The organism is Pauljensenia sp. 20925_1_27 (genome assembly GCF_041432835.1).
Lineage (GTDB): Bacteria > Actinomycetota > Actinomycetes > Actinomycetales > Actinomycetaceae > Pauljensenia.
Window position 1 is genome coordinate 30,033 of sequence record NZ_JAPWAH010000003.1, and the last position, 17,210, is coordinate 47,242.

The window sequence follows — 17,210 nt, forward strand, 5'->3', positions numbered from 1 at the left end:
GTACCCATCGTGGCTGGCCACAGCCGCACATGGCGGTGTCAAAGAGGCTCGGGTGATACACGCGCCGCGCCACTCCTTGATCACTTAGGCTAAAACCCTCCTCGGGCATTAGACTGGCAAGGTGCGCTTCAAGCGCCTGACCGTCATCGAAAGTGAATCAGCCTTTATGAACAACTACACCCTCGTGATCCTGATCGTCGTCATGGTCGCTTTTATGTGGTGGACCTCGTCCTCGCGCAAGAAGCAGATGGCGAAGATGGAGCAGGAAAAGCGCGACCAGCTTGCCGCCGTGAAGCCCGGAGAATGGGTTCGTACCCGCGTCGGCTTCTGGGGTCGTTTTGTTGACCTCGACGGCGACATCATCGTCCTGGAGACCACCGACGGGCACGAGATGTACTGGGAGCGTGAAATGATCGCCGAAATTGGCGGTCAGCCGCCCCTCGCCGACACAGAGCAGAAGGACACGCTCGAGACCGCTGGCGCGGACGAGACGACGGATGAGGACGAGACGGTCCTTGGCCTCGACGAGCCGACCAACGATGATTTCTTCAACAACGAGCCCGACGAGCAGCAGAAGTAAGTCAAGGCTGAACGGAAAGTAGAACCGTGGCATCACATAAGCGACGCCCCGTGCGCGCGCTCGTGACCCTCACCGTCTCCATCGTGGCGGCGTGTGCGGCACTTGCGATCGGGCACTTGAGCGAGGGCGTGTCTCCGTATCCTGATCTCGCCCTCGATCTGAAGGGCGGTACTCAGCTCATCCTGACCCCGACCGTGACGGGTGACGGACAGCGCGAGATTACCGAAGAGGACATTACCCAGGCGATCTCGATTATTCGTAACCGTATCGACGCCTCGGGTGTGTCCGAGTCCGAGATTACCTCGATGGGTAACTCGAACATCATGGTGTCGATCCCCGGCACGCCCTCTCAGGAGCAGCTGGACCTGATTCGTTCGTCCTCGCAAATGAACTTCCGTCCTGTCCTGCGCATCGGCGCAGCCCAGGGCGTCATCCAGAACCAGCAGCCGTCGCAGACGGGTACGCCGCAGTCCGGCGAGCAGTCGGGTGCCCAGTCTGGCGCCCCGGCGACCGAAGCGGCCCAGTCTGGCGTGCAGTCCACCGCTCTTGATGCGTCGACCGCGATGGGCATTGCTGACACCAACCAGGACGGTGTCCTGTCCGATACTCCTGCGACGACCCCCGAGAACGCGTCCGATCTGGCGTGGATCACCGAACAGGTCATGTACGACTTCCTGACGCTTGACTGCTCGGCTGCGGCCGACGTGAAGCACGTCGAGGGTGCCTCGGACAAGCCCTACGCTGCCTGTGACGAGTCCGGTCAGATCAAGTACATCCTCGGCCCCGTGGCGGTGCCGGGTTCGGACCTGAAGACTGCGACGGCCGGTCTCGCGCGCAACAGCAACGGACAGACCACCGGCCAGTGGGCGGTCTCCTTGCAGTTCAACGACGCGGGTACGGAGAAGTTCAAGGACACCTCCACCATCCTCTACGGATTCCACGAGTCTGACCCCTCGGGTTCCTCGTTCTACCAGGGCCGTCCCGACCGTAACTCCTTCGCGGTCGTCCTCGACGGTACGGTCATCACGGCCCCCTCGATGAACGCGATCATCCCCAACGGACAGGCTGAGATCACCGGTAACTTCACCGCTCAGTCGGCGTCCACCCTCGCGAATCAGCTGAGCTTCGGTTCGCTGCCGCTGAACTTCGAGGTCGAGTCCGAACAGCAGATCTCGGCGACAATCGGTACCGATCACCTGACGGTTGGCCTGTGGGCAGCCCTCATCGGCTTCCTGCTCGTCATCCTCTACCTGATTTGGCAGTACCGCGGTCTGGCAATCATCTCGGCGGGCTCCCTGGTGGTGGCCTCGATTATCACCTACCTGGTGATTACGCTGCTGTCGTGGGCGATGGGCTATCGCCTGTCGCTGGCGGGTGTCGCGGGTTTGATTATGGCAATCGGCGTGACGACTGACTCCTTCATTGTGTACTTCGAACGTGTTCGCGATGAAGTGCGTGATGGCCGACCGCTGCAGGCTGCTGTCGAAGAGGGTTGGGATCGCGCCAAGCGCACCATCCTCGTCTCCGACGCTGTCAACCTGGTCGCTGCCGTGGTCCTCTACCTGCTTGCTGTGGGTGGTGTTCAGGGCTTCGCCTTCACGCTCGGCGTCACGACGATCATCGATATCGCGGTGATCTTCCTGTTCACCCACCCGATGATGGAGCTGCTGATCCGTACTCGCTTCTTCGGCGAAGGTCACAAGTTCTCTGGCCTGGACCCCGAGCACCTGGGTGCGAAGAGCTCCCTCGTGTACGCGGGTCGTGGGCGCGTCGTCGCTCGTGGCGATTCCGCCTCCAAGAACAAGGATGACGAGGCCGGGGACGGGCTGTCGATCGCCGAGCGCCGCCGTGCGGCGCGCCTTGCTGCCGCGAAGGCGAAGGAAGAGGCAGAGGAAGCCTCGTCGAGTGAATCGACGGATGACGCGACGGTCGCGACCGAGGAAGAGGAGAACTGACATGATGAGTTTTGCTCAGTGGGGCAACGCCCTGTACTCGGGCGACAAGTCCTACGCCGTCGTTCCCAAGCGCAAGATCTTCGTTGGTCTGGCTGCGGGCGTGATCGTCGTGGGTTTCGCGCTCGTCGCGATCCTTGGCCTCAACCGTTCGATCGAGTTCACCGGTGGCTCCCAGTTCGATGTCGCTCACGTGAGCGACCAGAGCGAGTCCTTCGCATTGCGTGCGGTCAGCTCGAGCGGCCTCGTTGAGGGCAGCCCGAAGGTGACGCGCGTGGGTTCTGACTCCGTGCGTATTCAGACCACGTCTCTCGACTCCGCACAGACCGCGCAGATGCGCGAGGTCCTGGCCAGCGCGTACGGCGTGGATGCCTCCGAGGTGCAGTCCTCCTCGATCGGTCCCTCCTGGGGCTCGTCGGTCACCACCAAGGCCGCGCAGTCGCTCGCAATCTTCATGGCCCTCGTTGCCCTGCTGATGACCGTCTACTTCCGCTCGTGGCGCATGGCTGCCTCCGCGCTCCTGGCGCTGCTGCACGATATCGCCGTCACCGTGGGTGTCTTCGCGATCCTCCAGGTAGAGGTTTCGCCCGCGACCGTCATCGGCTTCCTGACGATTCTGGGCTACTCGCTCTATGACACCGTCGTCGTCTTCGACAAGGTGCGCGAGCTGACGTCGGACGTTTACGACCAGAAGCACTACACCTTCGGCGAGTACGTGAACCTTGCGGTCAACCAGACGATGGTTCGCTCGATCAACACCTCGGTTGTGGCGCTTCTCCCTGTCGGTGCGATCCTCATAATCGGTTCCGTGGCCCTGGGCCCGGGTACGCTGGTAGATATCTCGCTGGCCCTGTTCGTCGGCATGATCGCCGGTACCTACTCGTCGATCTTCATCGCGTCGCCGCTCCTGGTGACCTTCCAGGAGCTCTCGAACAAGACCCGCGAGCACAACGCGGCGGTCGAGCGTGAGCGCGATCATCGCACCGCCACCGGTGAGACTTCCACACCGAAGTCCGTCAAGGTGGCTCCGATCAAGCCCGGACAGCGTCTGGGTAATGAGAACCAGCCCCGCAGGAAGAAGAATCATCGATGATCGGTGAGCTTGGCGACCGCGTCGCCGCCCTGGTGCAACATAACCTTCTGGAGATTCCGGATTTCCCGGAACCCGGCGTCCTGTTCCGTGATATCACCGAGCTGTTCGCGAACGGCCCGGCGTTCAAAGAACTGGTCGAGCTGATCGGTGCGCGCTACGCGGGCCGCATCGACGCCGTCGCGGGCCTCGAGTCGCGCGGTTTCATCCTTGGTGCCCCCGTGGCCGCCGAACTCGGGCTCGGCATGCTCACGATCCGTAAGGCCGGCAAGCTGCCCGGCCACGTTATCGGCGTGGACTATGAGCTCGAGTACGGCACGGCTCGCATGGAGATGCATCCCGAGTCCGTCCACGAGGGTCAGCGTGTCCTCATCATCGACGACGTGCTTGCCACCGGTGGCACCGCGAATGCCGCGGTGCGGCTGCTGCGTCAGTGCGGTGCATCCGTCGAGGCCGTGGCCGTTCTGCTTGAGCTTGATGAGCTGGGCGGCCGCTCGGTGCTCTCGGATGTGACGGTGGAGACCGCACTCCATCTGTGAGTATCGCTTTGTGACAGTGAGCGGGTCCGGGGATCGTCTGATCCCCGGACCCGCTCGTTCGTCGCTATCATGGGGCCATGAGCAGCGACGACATGACAACAGGCTCCGCGCTTCCGGCGGCTGGTTCCCGGGTGCGCTCCGGCCTCGTGTGGTTTGGCTCGCGTGGGCGCGCCACAATCCCTGAAATTGAGCCGCTCGTGCGCGCGCTGCGTGCTAACCATCCGAAAGCGGATATTAGCGTCGTTGAGCGTGCCTACCGTACCGCTGAAGAGCACCATCGCGGGCAAACGCGCAAGTCCGGCGAACCTTATATCACCCACCCGGTTGCCGTTGCGACCATCCTCGCTGAGATGGGTATGACAACGCCGACGCTCGTTGCCGCACTGTTGCATGACACGGTCGAGGACACGGATTACACCCTCGAGCAGTTGGCTGCCGAGTACGGCGAGGCCATCGCCAACCTCGTCGACGGCGTCACCAAGCTCGACAAGGTGCATTACGGGGCGGCTGCACAGTCCGAGACGCTGCGCAAGATGCTCGTCGCCATGAGCCGGGACATCCGCGTCCTCCTCATTAAGCTGGCTGACCGTCTCCACAATGCTCGGACGTGGCGCTTCGTCCCAGCGAAGTCGGCGGCGAAGAAAGCGCAGGAGACCCTCGAAATCTATGCGCCGTTGGCTCACCGCCTCGGCATGAATATGGTGAAGTGGGAGCTTGAGGAACTGTCCTTCAAGACGCTGTACCCGGAGATCTACGAGGAGATCGACCGCCTCGTTGCTGAGCGCGCTCCGCAGCGTGAGGAATACCTGCGTGACATCATCGATCAGATCGAGGAGGACCTGCGTCGCTCGGGCACGAAGGGCACGGTCAGCGGTCGTCCGAAGAGCCACTATTCGATCTACCAGAAGATGATCGTGCGCGGGAAGGCATTCGACGAGGTCTTCGACCTGGTCGCGGTCCGCGTCCTTGTGGAGTCGATCAAAGACTGCTACGGAGTCTTGGGGTCGTTGCACGGGCGGTGGAATCCCATCCCGGGTCGTTTTAAAGACTACATCGCGATGCCGAAGTTTAACCTCTACCAGTCGCTGCATACGACGGTTATCGGTCCCGGTGGCAAGCCCGTGGAGATTCAGATCCGCACCTTCGATATGCACGAGCGTGCCGAACACGGCGTGGCGGCGCACTGGAAGTACAAGCAGAACCCCAATGCCACGGGCGGCGATTCCGATCGGATGAGCTCGGACGAGCAGGCGAACTGGTTGCGTGCCCTGGTCGAGATGGAACGGGAGACAGGAGACCCCGAGGAGTTCCTGGATTCGCTGCGCTATGAGATCGCCGGCGACGAGGTCTACGTGTTTACCCCGAAGGGACAGGTCATCGTCCTGCCGGCGCGCGCAACTCCCGTTGATTTCGCCTATGCCGTGCACACGGAGGTCGGGCACCGCACCGTGGGTGCGAAGGTGAACGGTCGTCTGGTTTCGCTTGACACGCGCCTTGAGTCGGGTGAGACGGTCGAGGTCGTCACGTCGAAGTCGGATAAGTCGGGCCCGTCTCGCGATTGGCTCGCTTTTGTTGCGTCCCCGCGTGCGCGCTCCAAGATTAAGGCGTGGTTCTCGAAGGAACGCCGCGAGGAAGCCATCGAAGCTGGTAAGGAAGCGTTGGCGCGCACGATGCGCAAGCAGAACCTGCCCCTCCAGCGCCTGATGAACCACGACTCGATTCTGTCGGTGGCGACGTCGTTCGGGTACCCGGATGTGTCTGGCCTGTACGCCGCCGTTGGTGAAGGGCATATTTCCGCACAAAACGTTGTGACCCGGCTCGTCGATAACCTGGGTGGGGGAGACGGTACAGAGGAGACGCTTGCTGAGGGAGTGACGCCGGGCTCGCAGAAGCCTCGCTCGGAGCATAGCGGTGATGCGGCGATTACAGTGGCTGGGCTGAGTCCCAACGACATCTGGGTTAAGCTCGCCAAGTGCTGTACTCCTGTTCCCGGGGATGACATCGTCGGATTCATTACCCGCGGCCAAGGGGTTTCGGTGCACCGCTCCACGTGCGCGAACGCGGTGCGTTTGGGACAGCTGCAGCCTGAGCGTTTCGTTGATGTTTCGTGGAACGAGAAGGGGCTTGGGGCTCCTTTCCGGGTGCAGATTGAGGTGCGTGCGCTCGATCGCGGCGGCCTGCTGTCCGATCTGACGCGTGTCCTGTCCGACTACCGCGTCAACATTCTCGCTGCTGCGCTGAAGACCGACGGGGATCAGGTCGCGTCGGGCAACTTTTCCTTCGAGCTGGCTGATCTTGGCCATCTCAGTGCGGTTCTGTCCGCCCTGCGTCGGGTTGACGGTGTCTTCGAGGCAGTGCGCATTGGTGCTGACACATAGACGAGGCGGGGGTGGCCTGCGTTGATGAGCGGAAAATGGGTGTTACATCCGTCCCCTTTTCCGGCGATTCGCTTTCCCCTTGTCGTTAGATGTGACACACTAGATGTGTGTGTCACATCGGCACACACCCGCGCCGGGCGTAAGCCCTCGTCTCAGAAGGAATATCGTGACCACGACGCCGATTCCGAATAACGAAAACGCTCCTGAAGCTGCTCCCTCAACGCCGGAGGAGGTCGCTTCCTCGACGACGATAACAGTGTCCGAGGTGCCTGAGCATCCCTTCGCCCGCATCGGCGAGGATGGGACCGTCTATGTCAAGGATGGAGACGAGGAACGCGTCATTGGCGGTTTCCCCGAGGGTATTCCCGCTTCTCCCTACGCTCTCTATGAGCGCCGTTACGCCGACCTTGAGGCGACGATTAAGCTCTTCGAGGATCGGTTGGCGAGCCTGAGCCCGCGCGACATTGACCAGACGCTCGCGACGCTGCGAGAGCAGGTCGCCTCTCCCAACGTTATCGGTGACATCCCGGCGCTGCGTGAGCGCGTTGCTGCCGTCGAGAAGGCAGCCGAGGAACGCAAGGAGGTCGCTCGCGAAGAGCGCAAGGCAGCCAAGGCCCAGGCTCTTGCCGAGCGCACCTCGGTCGTTGAGCGCGCCGAGGCGATTGTCGCGCAGGATACTGCGAAGACGCACTGGAAGCAGTCCGGGCAAACGCTGCGTGACCTGCTGGAAGAGTGGAAGACCCTTCAGCGCCGTGGCCCCCGCCTGGAGAAGGCTGTGGAGGACGAGCTCTGGAAGCGCTTCTCTTCCGCGCGTACCCAGTTCGACCGTCACCGTCGTCAGTTCTTCTCGCAGCTTGACCAGGCGCAGTCCGAAGCCAAGCGCGTGAAGGAAGCGCTGATCGCTGAGGCCGAGGCCCTGTCCTCGTCCGAGGACTGGTCGCGTACCTCCGGTGCCTACCGCGAGCTCATGAACCGTTGGAAGGCTGCCCCGCGCGCGTCCCGCAAGGAAGACGATGCGCTGTGGGCGCGCTTCCGTGCCGCTCAGCAGGTCTTCTTCGATGCCCGTCGCGCCAAGGATGAGGCCACGGACGCGCAGTACCGTGAGAACCTCGCGGCCAAGGAAGCGATCCTCGTGGATGCTGAGGCGATCCTGCCGGTGACCGACATTGAACGCGCCAAGGCCCAGTTGCGTCAGATTCAGGACCGTTGGGAAGAGGTGGGCCGCGTGCCTTCTTCCGACCTGCACCGCATCGAGGGCCGCCTGCGCGCCGTCGAGGCCGCCGTCCGTGAAGCGGAAGAGAAGGAATGGCGTCGCACGAATCCGGAGACCCGCGCTCGTGCGGCAGGCATGGTTGGTCAGCTTGAGGAACAGATCGCTCAGCTCGAGCGTTCCCTGTCCGAGGCCGAGGCCAAGGGTGACGAGAAGGCGGCGCAGAGCGTTCGCGAAGCCCTTGAGACCAAGCGGTCGTGGCTCGAACAGATCTCCTCGTCCATGGAGTGACATGCGTCTTCACGTTATTCCGTCGCCTTTCTACGCGGCGAATGGGCTGGTGCTCGTCCCTTCCGGGGCGGGCACAGCCCTTGTCGTCGATCCGTCGGCCGGTATCCAGCAACTGATCCGTGAGGTCCTTGAACGTGAGGGCGTGAGTGTTGGTGCGGTCCTGCTCACCCACGGTCATCCCGACCACGTCTGGGACGCCGCTGCTGTGTCCTCGTGGGGACCAGATGGTTCGAGCGTGCCGGTCTACCTGCCGGGCCCTGACATGTACCGCATGGATGACCCGGCCTCGTTTCTTCCCATGCCGCTGCCGGACTTCGTCGGTGAGTGGGTGAGGCCCGTGCACTTGCGTGAAGCGCCCACCGACTCCTTCGAAGCGGTACCTGACGTGTGGCTGCGTATGGTCCCGGCTCCCGGTCACACCGAGGGTTCAGCAGTCTTTCTGGGCGAGAGCCCGCTGGATATTCGCGTGAATAACCAGTCCTTCTACTCCTCGGGTGAGCCAGTTCCGTGGGCGTTGAGCGCCGACGTTCTTTTCAAAGACAGCGTCGGACGCACGGATCTACCCGGTGGTGATGAAACACAAATGCGTCATTCGCTGCGTACGATTTCCAACGCTCTTGACCCGCGCACGGTTCTCGTCCCCGGACACGGTCCGGCCACGACGCTGGCGGATGAGATAACCTCGAATCAATATCTGATTCGCGCACGCCGTATCGGTTAACGCCTCCTCCCTCACAGAAAGAAAGCTTCATGGCTCGCACGTCCCTGTCAGGTTTCCCCGAATGGCTCCCCGAAGGGCGCATCATCGAGATGCATGTTCTTGACGAGCTGCGGCGCGTGTTTGAACTGCACGGGTTTGCGGGTATTGAAACCCGGGCGGTCGAGACCCTGGAACAGCTGGAAGCCAAGGGCGAGACCTCTAAGGAGATTTACGTTCTGGATCGACTGCAGGCGTTGAAAGCCGCCGCGTCCGGCGGACGTGCTCCCAAGGATAAGGGGATGGGTCTGCACTTCGATCTGACCGTTCCTTTCGCCCGCTACGTGGTGGAGAACGCGAACGAACTGGACTTCCCGTTCAAGCGCTATCAGATCCAGAAGGTTTGGCGCGGCGAGCGTCCTCAGGACGGTCGCTTCCGTGAATTCACGCAGGCGGATATTGACGTCGTGGGCAACGGAGAGCTGCCCTTCCACTTTGAGGTCGATCTGCCGCTGGTGATGGCGCAGGCCCTGAACAATCTGCCGATCCCGCCGGTGCGCGTGCTCGTCAACAACCGCAAGGTTGTTCAGGGCGTGTGTGAGTCTCTGGGCGTTACCGACGTTGAGGCCGCCCTGCGTGGTCTCGACAAGATCGACAAGATCGGCCCGGAGGGCGTGGCAGTCGAGCTCGCTCAGTCGGCTATCGACGGTGATCAGGCGAACGTTCTGCTTCAGATGGCGCAGATTCGCACGTCGGACCCGGCTGAGATCCGGGATCGCCTCACTGGCCTTGGCGTGGGCGGCGAGCTGCTCGAAGAGGGGCTGCGTGAGCTGACCGAGCTGCTGGACACTGCGAATAAGCGGATGCCTGGCGCAGTCGTCGCAGACCTGAAGATCGCACGCGGCCTTGACTATTACACGGGTAGCGTCTACGAGTCTGAAATCGAAGGGCACGAGGACCTGGGTTCGATCTGCTCGGGTGGCCGCTACGACTCCCTTGCAAAGGACGGTAAGCGCACGTATCCGGGTGTTGGCCTGTCGATTGGCGTCTCGCGGCTCGTGTCTCGAATGATTTCGGCGCCGATGGTGAAGGCTTCTCGGAAGGTGCCCACGGCCGTTGTCGTCGCGGTTATCACCGATGACCAGCGTGAGCGTTCCGAGGCGATTGCGGCTGTGCTGCGTGCGCGCGGTATTTCTACGGACGTTGCACCGAGCGCCGCGAAGTTCGGCAAGCAGATCAAGTTCGCTGATAAGCGTGGCATTCCATTCGTGTGGTTCCCCGGCGGTGAGGGTGAAGCGGACACAGTGAAGGACATCCGCAGCGGCGAGCAGGTGGAAGCTGATCCCGCAACCTGGATGATCCCCGCAGCGGATGCGGTCCCCTCGGTCGAGAAAGTGACGGACTGAGTGCCGCTCACGTCGGTGGAGGCAGCCCGCTCGTGGGCGGGTGCCCTCGAGCAGTCCCTGGAGGCGATGCCCCAGGGGAGCCGTAGTGATGCGCAGCGTGCGCTGCGCCGTCTGCAGGACGTCGTTCTGCCTCGGCTTGAGGACGCCGACGCGCCGCTGTTGATCGTTGTCGGAGGCTCGACGGGGTCGGGTAAGTCCACGCTCGTGAATTCGCTACTGGGACGTAACGTGAGTCGTACTGGCGCGGTACGTCCGACGACCCGTCGTCCTGTCCTCGTGTGCGCGCAGTCATCGCGCGCATGGTTCATGTCGGATCGCGTACTGCCGCGTCTGGCGAAACACGTCGGCGTCGGGGGAGACAGCCTCGATGCAGTCACGATCACCGTCGATGACAAGGTATGGCCGGGCGTGGGTATCTTGGACGCGCCCGATATTGACTCGGTGGAGGAGGGCAATCGTCGTCTTGCAGCGGAGCTTCTTGACGGTGCTGACCTGTGGGTGTTTGTGACGAGCGCAGCGCGCTACGCTGACGCAGTCGCGTGGAAGCACCTGGAGGATGCCGCCAGCCGTGGCTTGCGTGTCGCGATTGTTCTCAACCGAGTGCCAGCCGGGGCAGCGGGTGAGATTCGTGCGGACCTAGCGGGGCTCGCGCAGCGCCGCGGTCTGGGCGATGTGCCGATTATGACGATTGACGAGCAGCCGCTCACGGATGGGCGACTGCCGGTCGATGCGGTTGCTCCTATCGGTTCTTTCTTGGAATCGATTGGTCGAGACGCTGCGGAGCGCGCTGCCATCATCCGCCGCTCGCTCGCTGGGGCGGTCTCCTCGTCCCTCGCGGAATCTGTGCGTGCCCTCGATGGAGCCCGTGCGCGTCATCGTGCGTTTGAGCAAGCTGCTGATGGTGTCGAGCACCTCGTCGCTTCGCGTGCGCGAGAGGTCGCGTCCACGTCGAGTGATGACGTCTTGCGCGGCGAAGTGAGCGCGCGTATTGCCGAGGTGCTCGGCTCGTGGGATATGACGCGCACGATTTCCCGTTTCGTGTCGGGTGTGAGCGCTCGCGTCATGGGCGCGCTGCGCGGTGAGGCAGCCCCGGACATTCAGGTGCAGCGTGACCTGACGGGCGGTTTGGCGGCTCGCTTGGCTGACCAGTATCACCAGGCGTGGGCAGATGCGTTGCGTACTGCTCGGCCGGTCCTCGGACCTAGCCCCGCGCTGGAGCCTCTCTTGAACGCGGATGAGGCATCTGAGCGTGCGCGCCGCACTGCACAGGAATGGACCGCCGAGGTCACGCAGATCATTCGTAGCCAGGCTGAATCCTCGCACGTGAGTGGTCGGCTTCTCGCCGGTGGAATCAACGTCGTGACGGTGTCTCTGATGGTGAGCGTGTTTGCGATGACGGGGGGCTTGACCGGCCTCGAGGTCGGTGTCGCTGGCGCGTCGGCGGCGCTGTCTCAGACAGTTCTGGAGTCTTATTTCGGTGAGCGCACCGTTCGTTCTCTCGCCGCGCAGGCGCGCGACGCGCTGGAGCGGCTTGCGCTCACTTCTCTGACGGATGTTGTGGCACCCGTTTGCGCGCTGCTGGATCGCTCCGACGAGGGGGCGTGTCTGAGTGCGCTGGAGCAGGCACTAGCGGATGCGCGGGAGGCTCTGGCATGATGCGTTCGAAGGGTACGGTCGCCTCCGCTGCCTCGGAACTTGACCGGATATGCACCCTGGCATCCCCGGACATCAATGAGGCGACGCTGTCCCAGATTCGTCAGTTGATCGACATAACTTCGGAGCGCAGCGAGATTGATCCGACGTGGTGCGTGATTGGCATGCTGGGTGGGACCGGTGCCGGTAAGTCGTCGCTGGTGAACGCTATGAGCGGGGGAGAGGTCGTGACCGCCGGCGTTCGACGCCCGACGACAAACGAGCCGTGCGCTGTTCTGCCCGTCGGCCGCGCGCCCCGTGACCTCCTGGGGTGGCTGGGAGTCGCGCGGTGGGTCGAGGCCCCTCGCGGCCTGCCGGGAGACACGGTTGTTATTGACATGCCGGATATTGACTCGGTTGAGAGTAGCCATGCGGAGATTGCGGAGCGCCTCGCCTCGCGCGTTGACGCCCTTGTGGTTGTCGTCAACCCCCAGAAATATGCGGATGCAAGGCTTCACGACGAGTGGCTCGCCCGCCTGCACTCCTCCCATGCCTCGGTGACCGTCGTACTGACGCACATCGATACCGTCGTCGCCGCCGAGCGTGATTCGATCGAGCGAGACCTGCGTCGTCTCCTGTCCGAGCGGGGAATGAAAGACGCAACCGTTGTGTCTGTTTCGTCAACGACTGGCGAAGGGGTGCAGACGCTCGTCAAGCATCTGTCCAAGGAAGCGGAACGCGTGTCGCGCCAGGCGTCTCGGTCCCGTCAGGCTCTGCGTGAGGCCGCGGTGCTGATTCGAGATGCAGTGGGGATTGACGGAACCATCCGCGGCATTGAGACGGATGGCATGGCATCGGACCTTTCCTCCTCCGCCGCCGACCTGGCCGGTGCGCCGATCATCGCCGAGGCCGTGGCGGCTTCCACGGTGCGTGCGGGGCGGCGAGCGGGTGGCTGGCTCCCGCTTCGCTGGGTTGCGCGTCTGGGCGCTGATCCGTTGCGTCGGCTCCACCTGGATGAGGAGTCCCGATCTGAGGGGGCGACGACGCCGACGCTGCCGACGCGCTCCCCGTCGGATGAGGCTGCTTTTGTCAATGCCGTGCGACGCGAAGTTGCGCAGCGCTCTTCTGGGCGTCCCTCACCATGGCGCGCTCGGCTGATGGAGCGGGCACTGGAGGGGGCGCGCGATGTCCCAGCTGTTGCCCACCGTGAGGTCTCCGACAATATGCAGGTGGCGACGGGCGCTCCTTCGACGAGTCGTCTCTTGGGCGGGATACAGGCGTTGGCCTGGGTCGTGTGTCTCGTCGGCGCTGCATGGATCGGCCTTGTTCACCTGGGGCGCGCCGTCCTCATCGACTGGCGTGTTCCGGCACTCGGCCCTGTTCCAGCACCGACGGCGCTCGTCGGCCTTTCCCTTCTCGCGACTGTGATTCTCGCAGGTATCAATCGGGGAGTGTCTCGGTGGGCTGCGGGTCGTCGGCGACGTGCAGTTATGCGTGATCTGAGGGGGCTGTGCCGCGACGAGGTGGAGCGTGCGGTCGTGGCACCAGTGCGTGCCGAAGATAATCGACAGGTGACAATCGCCTCCTATATTGTGCGTCTGCGCCTGTGAACGATGCGTTGCTCGTCACGGTGCGACGTCAGCGGAACAGTGAATTGGCCGACCACGCGCTCCGTGGCGCGTGTATGGCGAGTAAGCTGAACGTAGCGATGAGGCGCTGCCCCTTGTTATGGTGCCCGCGGGATGCGGGGTTTGTTGTTATGGGTGAGGCCGCGCTGAGGAGCCGAGATGGCCCGCCCGATGGTTTTGCTACCCACATGCAACAGGCAAGGAACGACTATGCCCTCAGAGGATTACACGGAACGCGCCCGCGACGAGCGTGACGATATTTTTGATGCAGACGAGGATCGTGACCTCGTTGACGGCACCGATCAGGACATGCACGACGACTCAACCGCGGAGCCGGAAGGAGACGCTGTCACTTTTGCGAGCCTCGGTCTGCCCGAGGAGATTCTCGCTGCGGTGACCGACATGGGATTCCGCGTCCCCACGCCGATTCAGGCTGCCGCCATCCCGCCGCTCCTTGAGCTGCGCGACGTCGTCGGCATCGCCCAGACCGGCACCGGTAAGACCGCGGCCTTTGGCCTGCCGCTGCTGGCGATTGTTGACGCCGACGAGCGCGACGTGCAGGCTCTCGTTCTGGCACCCACCCGTGAACTTGCGATGCAGAGCGCCCAAGCGATCGAGGACTTTGCGGCGCGCACAGCCCGCCTTGATGTTGTGCCCGTGTACGGCGGCTCGCCCTACGGCCCCCAGATTGGTGCGCTGAAGCGCGGCGCGCAGGTCGTTGTCGGCACGCCGGGTCGCGTCATCGACCTCATTGAGAAAGGCGCGCTCGACCTGTCGAACGTGCGCATGCTGGTTCTCGACGAGGCCGACGAGATGCTGCGCATGGGATTCGCCGAGGACGTTGAGACAATCGCGTCGAGCGCTCCCGATGATCGCCTGACCGCGCTTTTTAGTGCGACGATGCCCGCAGCGATTGAGAAGGTTGCGCGTGAGCACCTGAAGGATCCGGTGAAGGTCGCGGTGTCGACCGAGTCCTCCACGGTGGATACGATCCACCAGACTTACGCGGTTGTGCCCTACAAGCACAAGATCGGGGCGCTTTCTCGCGTGCTGGCCACCCGCGCTCAGCACATCAAGGAAGGCCAGGAGGAGGCCGACGCCGCCATCGTGTTCGTGCGCACCCGCGCCGACGTTGAAGAGGTCTCACTGGAGCTCTCGGGTCGTGGATTCCGCGCGGCTGGCATTTCCGGTGACGTCGCTCAGACCGAGCGCGAGCGCATGGTCGAGCGTCTGAAGAACGGTTCCCTGGACGTGCTGGTTGCGACCGACGTGGCTGCCCGAGGCCTCGACGTCGAACGAATCTCACTTGTCGTTAACTTCGATGTTCCTCGCGAGCCCGAGGCCTACGTGCATCGCATCGGCCGCACTGGCCGTGCGGGTCGTGAAGGCCGAGCGCTCACGTTCTTCACTCCGCGTGAGCACGGCCGCCTGCGCCGCATCGAGAAGCTGACGGGCACCGAGATGGAAGAGGTTGAGATTCCCTCACCTGCAGCCGTCTCCGAGTTCCGCGCCAGCCGCCTGCTCGAGGGCCTGTCTGCCCGCATTGAGCGCGGCCGTCTCGAGATGTACAAGCGCCTGCTGGCCGAACTCGGCGATGAGGTCTCCGTCGAAGACGTCGCTGCGGCGCTGATGGCGACGGCTGTCGGAGACGAGGGTCCGGCGCCGCGAGTTGAGAAGGACCGCCGAGGGAGCGGAAAGATCCGCCGTGAAGAACGCCTGGATGAGTCCGGTGAGTTCGTCGGCGCTACTTTCGAGGCCGGCCGCGATAAGGACCGACCGATCAAGGGCGGCGCGAACGGTGCTCGTCGTCGTGGCGGCGGCCGCCCCGCCCCCGGCTCCGGTACGCGTTACCGCATCGAGGTCGGCAAGAAGGACCGCGTGAAGCCCGGTTCCATCGTCGGCGCGATTGCGGGCGAGGGTGGCATCGACGGCCGCGACATCGGGAACATTGAGATCTACCCGACTTTCTCGCTGGTCGACATCACCGCGGACCTCTCCGGCGAGCAGCTGTCCCGTATCTCCAAGGGATACGTGTCGGGCCGTCAGCTGCGTATCCGCGTGGACGAGGGACCCGGCGGGCGCAACCATGGTGACCGCGATGGTTTCGAGCGCCGTGAACGTCGCGACTACGATCGCGACAATCGAGGCCGCGGTGGCTATGGCGAGCGCGAGGGACGTTTTGGGGACCGCGACGAGAAGCGTCCGCACCGCTTCGAAAAAGGCGATGGGTCGCGTCCTCGTCGCAGTGTTCGCTCCGAGCGCTGGGAGAAAGACATCAAGCGTGCGCGTCGTGAACGCGATGGCCGAGATGGAGGCTGGGAACGCGACGGCGGCCGCGAGGGCGGACGCCGCCACTTCGGCAAGCGTCGCTACGACGACTGACCGCTCGCTTCGCCGGACGTGGAGCGTTCCCATGCGAGACGCAGCCGACTCACCGCAACCACGGTGAGGACAGCGAGCACAGTAGCAATCACCCAGTAGGGAGCGTAGGCCGCCCCGCCCACCGTGGCGGTGGCGGCCCACGCGCTCATGGCCACTGAGACGAGGGCGAGTTCGAGTGCGGGTCCTGCTGAATCAGCGACCTGTAGCCACGATGCGACACGCCCGTGCTTGGCCTCGGGCGTCACCTCGAGCGCCATGACCGACAAGGGTGCGTGAACGAGACCGACGCCCAGGCCGACGAGAAGCCAGCCGACGAGGGCCACCCACACCGGAATTGATGGAAGAAGCAGAGCACCCACGGGGACCGCTCCGACCGCCATCATTGCGCCGCCGACGACCGGGAGTTGGCGTCGCAGCTGCGGATCGTGAACGCGCGCTTGGCCGACCGCGCCGATGGCCCATGTGATCGATCCGAGGGTGACCCACCAGGCAGAAGAGGCCTCGGACCATCCGTGCACGCGCTGAAGGATGAGCGGAATCATGACGGCGAGACCCACCTGGGAAGCCATCGCGCTGAGCCTCGCGAGAATCGCCGACGGCATGCCGCGGCGGGACGCAAAGGTTCCTCGCGGCAGAAGGCGGGGCAGAGCCCAGACCGTGATGACCGCGCCGAGGGCGAAGACTGCGAACTGGGCCAGTCGCGAGGGAAGCGCACCCGCGAGCTGGAGCGCCATGACGCCGACTCCCACCAAACCGGCGTCACGCGAGAGCGCCGCAAGGACAGGGGAGCGCTGTCCTTGGGCAGTCGGCAGGGAACGTAGAACGTAGGCGATGGGCACAGCAGCGATCGCAACGAACAGGGGGACAACACCGAAGACGTAACGCCATCCCCAGACTTCGGTGACGTGTCCTGCGATCGCGGGGCCAACCAGAGACGGCAGGACCCACGCCAAGGAGAACGACGCGAAGAATGATGGGCGATGACGTGCAGACGCAACCGCTCCGACGAGAACGTAGAGCGGAACGATGAGCAGACCGCCTCCCAGTCCCTGGAGAGCTCGTCCGATGACGAAGATCGTCACGTGCGAACCTGCGGCGCACACCACCAGGCCAACGGCGAACAAGGCCAGACCCGAGAGCAACACCACACGCGGTCCCTTCCAGTCTGCCAGGGCTCCCGCGACCACCGTGGCGCTGAGCTGAGTCGCCAATGCCGCACCCGAAGCGATCGGATACCACGCCGCGGCGTCAAAAGAAGCAACGACTGCGGGCATGATCGTGGTTGCCGCGAGCTCCTCGAAGGCCACGAGTGTGATGAGCAGAACCGATCCGATAGCCAATCCGATTTCGGCCGGAGTCCAGGAAACATGAGCGGAGGAAGAGGTGGAAGCATCGGCGGGCATGGTGACTATCCTACTCGCGGCA

12 protein-coding genes are annotated in these 17,210 nt (G+C 63.7%); 11 read left to right on the plus strand and 1 reads right to left on the minus strand.

The window, feature by feature from the left end:
- The first annotated feature begins 166 nt into the window (after nt 1–166).
- From O3684_RS02915 to O3684_RS02965, 11 genes are all read left to right on the plus strand, one after another.
- Nucleotides 167–580: a preprotein translocase subunit YajC gene (locus O3684_RS02915; RefSeq protein ID WP_048677604.1), complete on the plus strand. Its 414-nt coding sequence runs from the start codon at nt 167–169 to the stop codon at nt 578–580.
- 26 nt (nt 581–606) lie between these two features.
- Complete coding sequence (gene secD, locus O3684_RS02920; protein ID WP_500064991.1) at nt 607–2,535, plus strand: protein translocase subunit SecD; 1,929 nt, start codon at nt 607–609, stop codon at nt 2,533–2,535.
- 1 nt (nt 2,536) lies between these two features.
- Nucleotides 2,537–3,625 (plus strand): protein translocase subunit SecF, encoded by a 1,089-nt coding sequence (secF, locus tag O3684_RS02925; RefSeq protein ID WP_500064993.1) that lies wholly within the window; start codon nt 2,537–2,539, stop codon nt 3,623–3,625.
- Nucleotides 3,622–4,161 (plus strand): adenine phosphoribosyltransferase, encoded by a 540-nt coding sequence (locus O3684_RS02930; protein ID WP_500064995.1) that lies wholly within the window; start codon nt 3,622–3,624, stop codon nt 4,159–4,161. Before secF ends, O3684_RS02930 begins: the two co-directional genes overlap by 4 nt.
- 77 nt (nt 4,162–4,238) lie before the next feature.
- A complete protein-coding gene (locus O3684_RS02935) occupies nt 4,239–6,539 on the plus strand; it encodes a RelA/SpoT family protein (protein ID WP_500064998.1) in 2,301 nt (766 codons plus the stop codon).
- 166 nt (nt 6,540–6,705) lie between these two features.
- Nucleotides 6,706–8,040, plus strand: coding sequence for a DUF349 domain-containing protein (locus O3684_RS02940; RefSeq protein WP_500065000.1), 1,335 nt, complete (start codon nt 6,706–6,708; stop codon nt 8,038–8,040).
- Nucleotide 8,041: 1 nt separating this feature from the next.
- Nucleotides 8,042–8,761: an MBL fold metallo-hydrolase gene (locus O3684_RS02945; protein ID WP_500065002.1), complete on the plus strand. Its 720-nt coding sequence runs from the start codon at nt 8,042–8,044 to the stop codon at nt 8,759–8,761.
- Between the two features lie 29 nt (nt 8,762–8,790).
- Entirely contained in the window at nt 8,791–10,143 is a 1,353-nt protein-coding gene (gene hisS / locus O3684_RS02950; RefSeq protein WP_500065004.1) for a histidine--tRNA ligase, read from the plus strand.
- Nucleotides 10,144–11,799 (plus strand): dynamin family protein, encoded by a 1,656-nt coding sequence (locus O3684_RS02955; RefSeq protein WP_500065006.1) that lies wholly within the window; start codon nt 10,144–10,146, stop codon nt 11,797–11,799.
- Entirely contained in the window at nt 11,796–13,385 is a 1,590-nt protein-coding gene (locus O3684_RS02960) for a GTPase (protein WP_500065008.1), read from the plus strand. The genes O3684_RS02955 and O3684_RS02960 overlap by 4 nt, the downstream gene beginning before the upstream one ends.
- Before the next feature lie 228 nt (nt 13,386–13,613).
- Complete coding sequence (locus tag O3684_RS02965; protein WP_500065010.1) at nt 13,614–15,785, plus strand: DEAD/DEAH box helicase; 2,172 nt, start codon at nt 13,614–13,616, stop codon at nt 15,783–15,785.
- Here O3684_RS02965 and O3684_RS02970 read toward each other — a convergent pair.
- Nucleotides 15,773–17,188, minus strand: a complete 1,416-nt coding sequence (locus tag O3684_RS02970; protein ID WP_500065012.1) for an MFS transporter — start codon at nt 17,186–17,188, stop codon at nt 15,773–15,775. The two genes, O3684_RS02965 and O3684_RS02970, sit on opposite strands and share 13 nt — an antisense overlap.
- Nucleotides 17,189–17,210 lie beyond the last annotated feature (22 nt).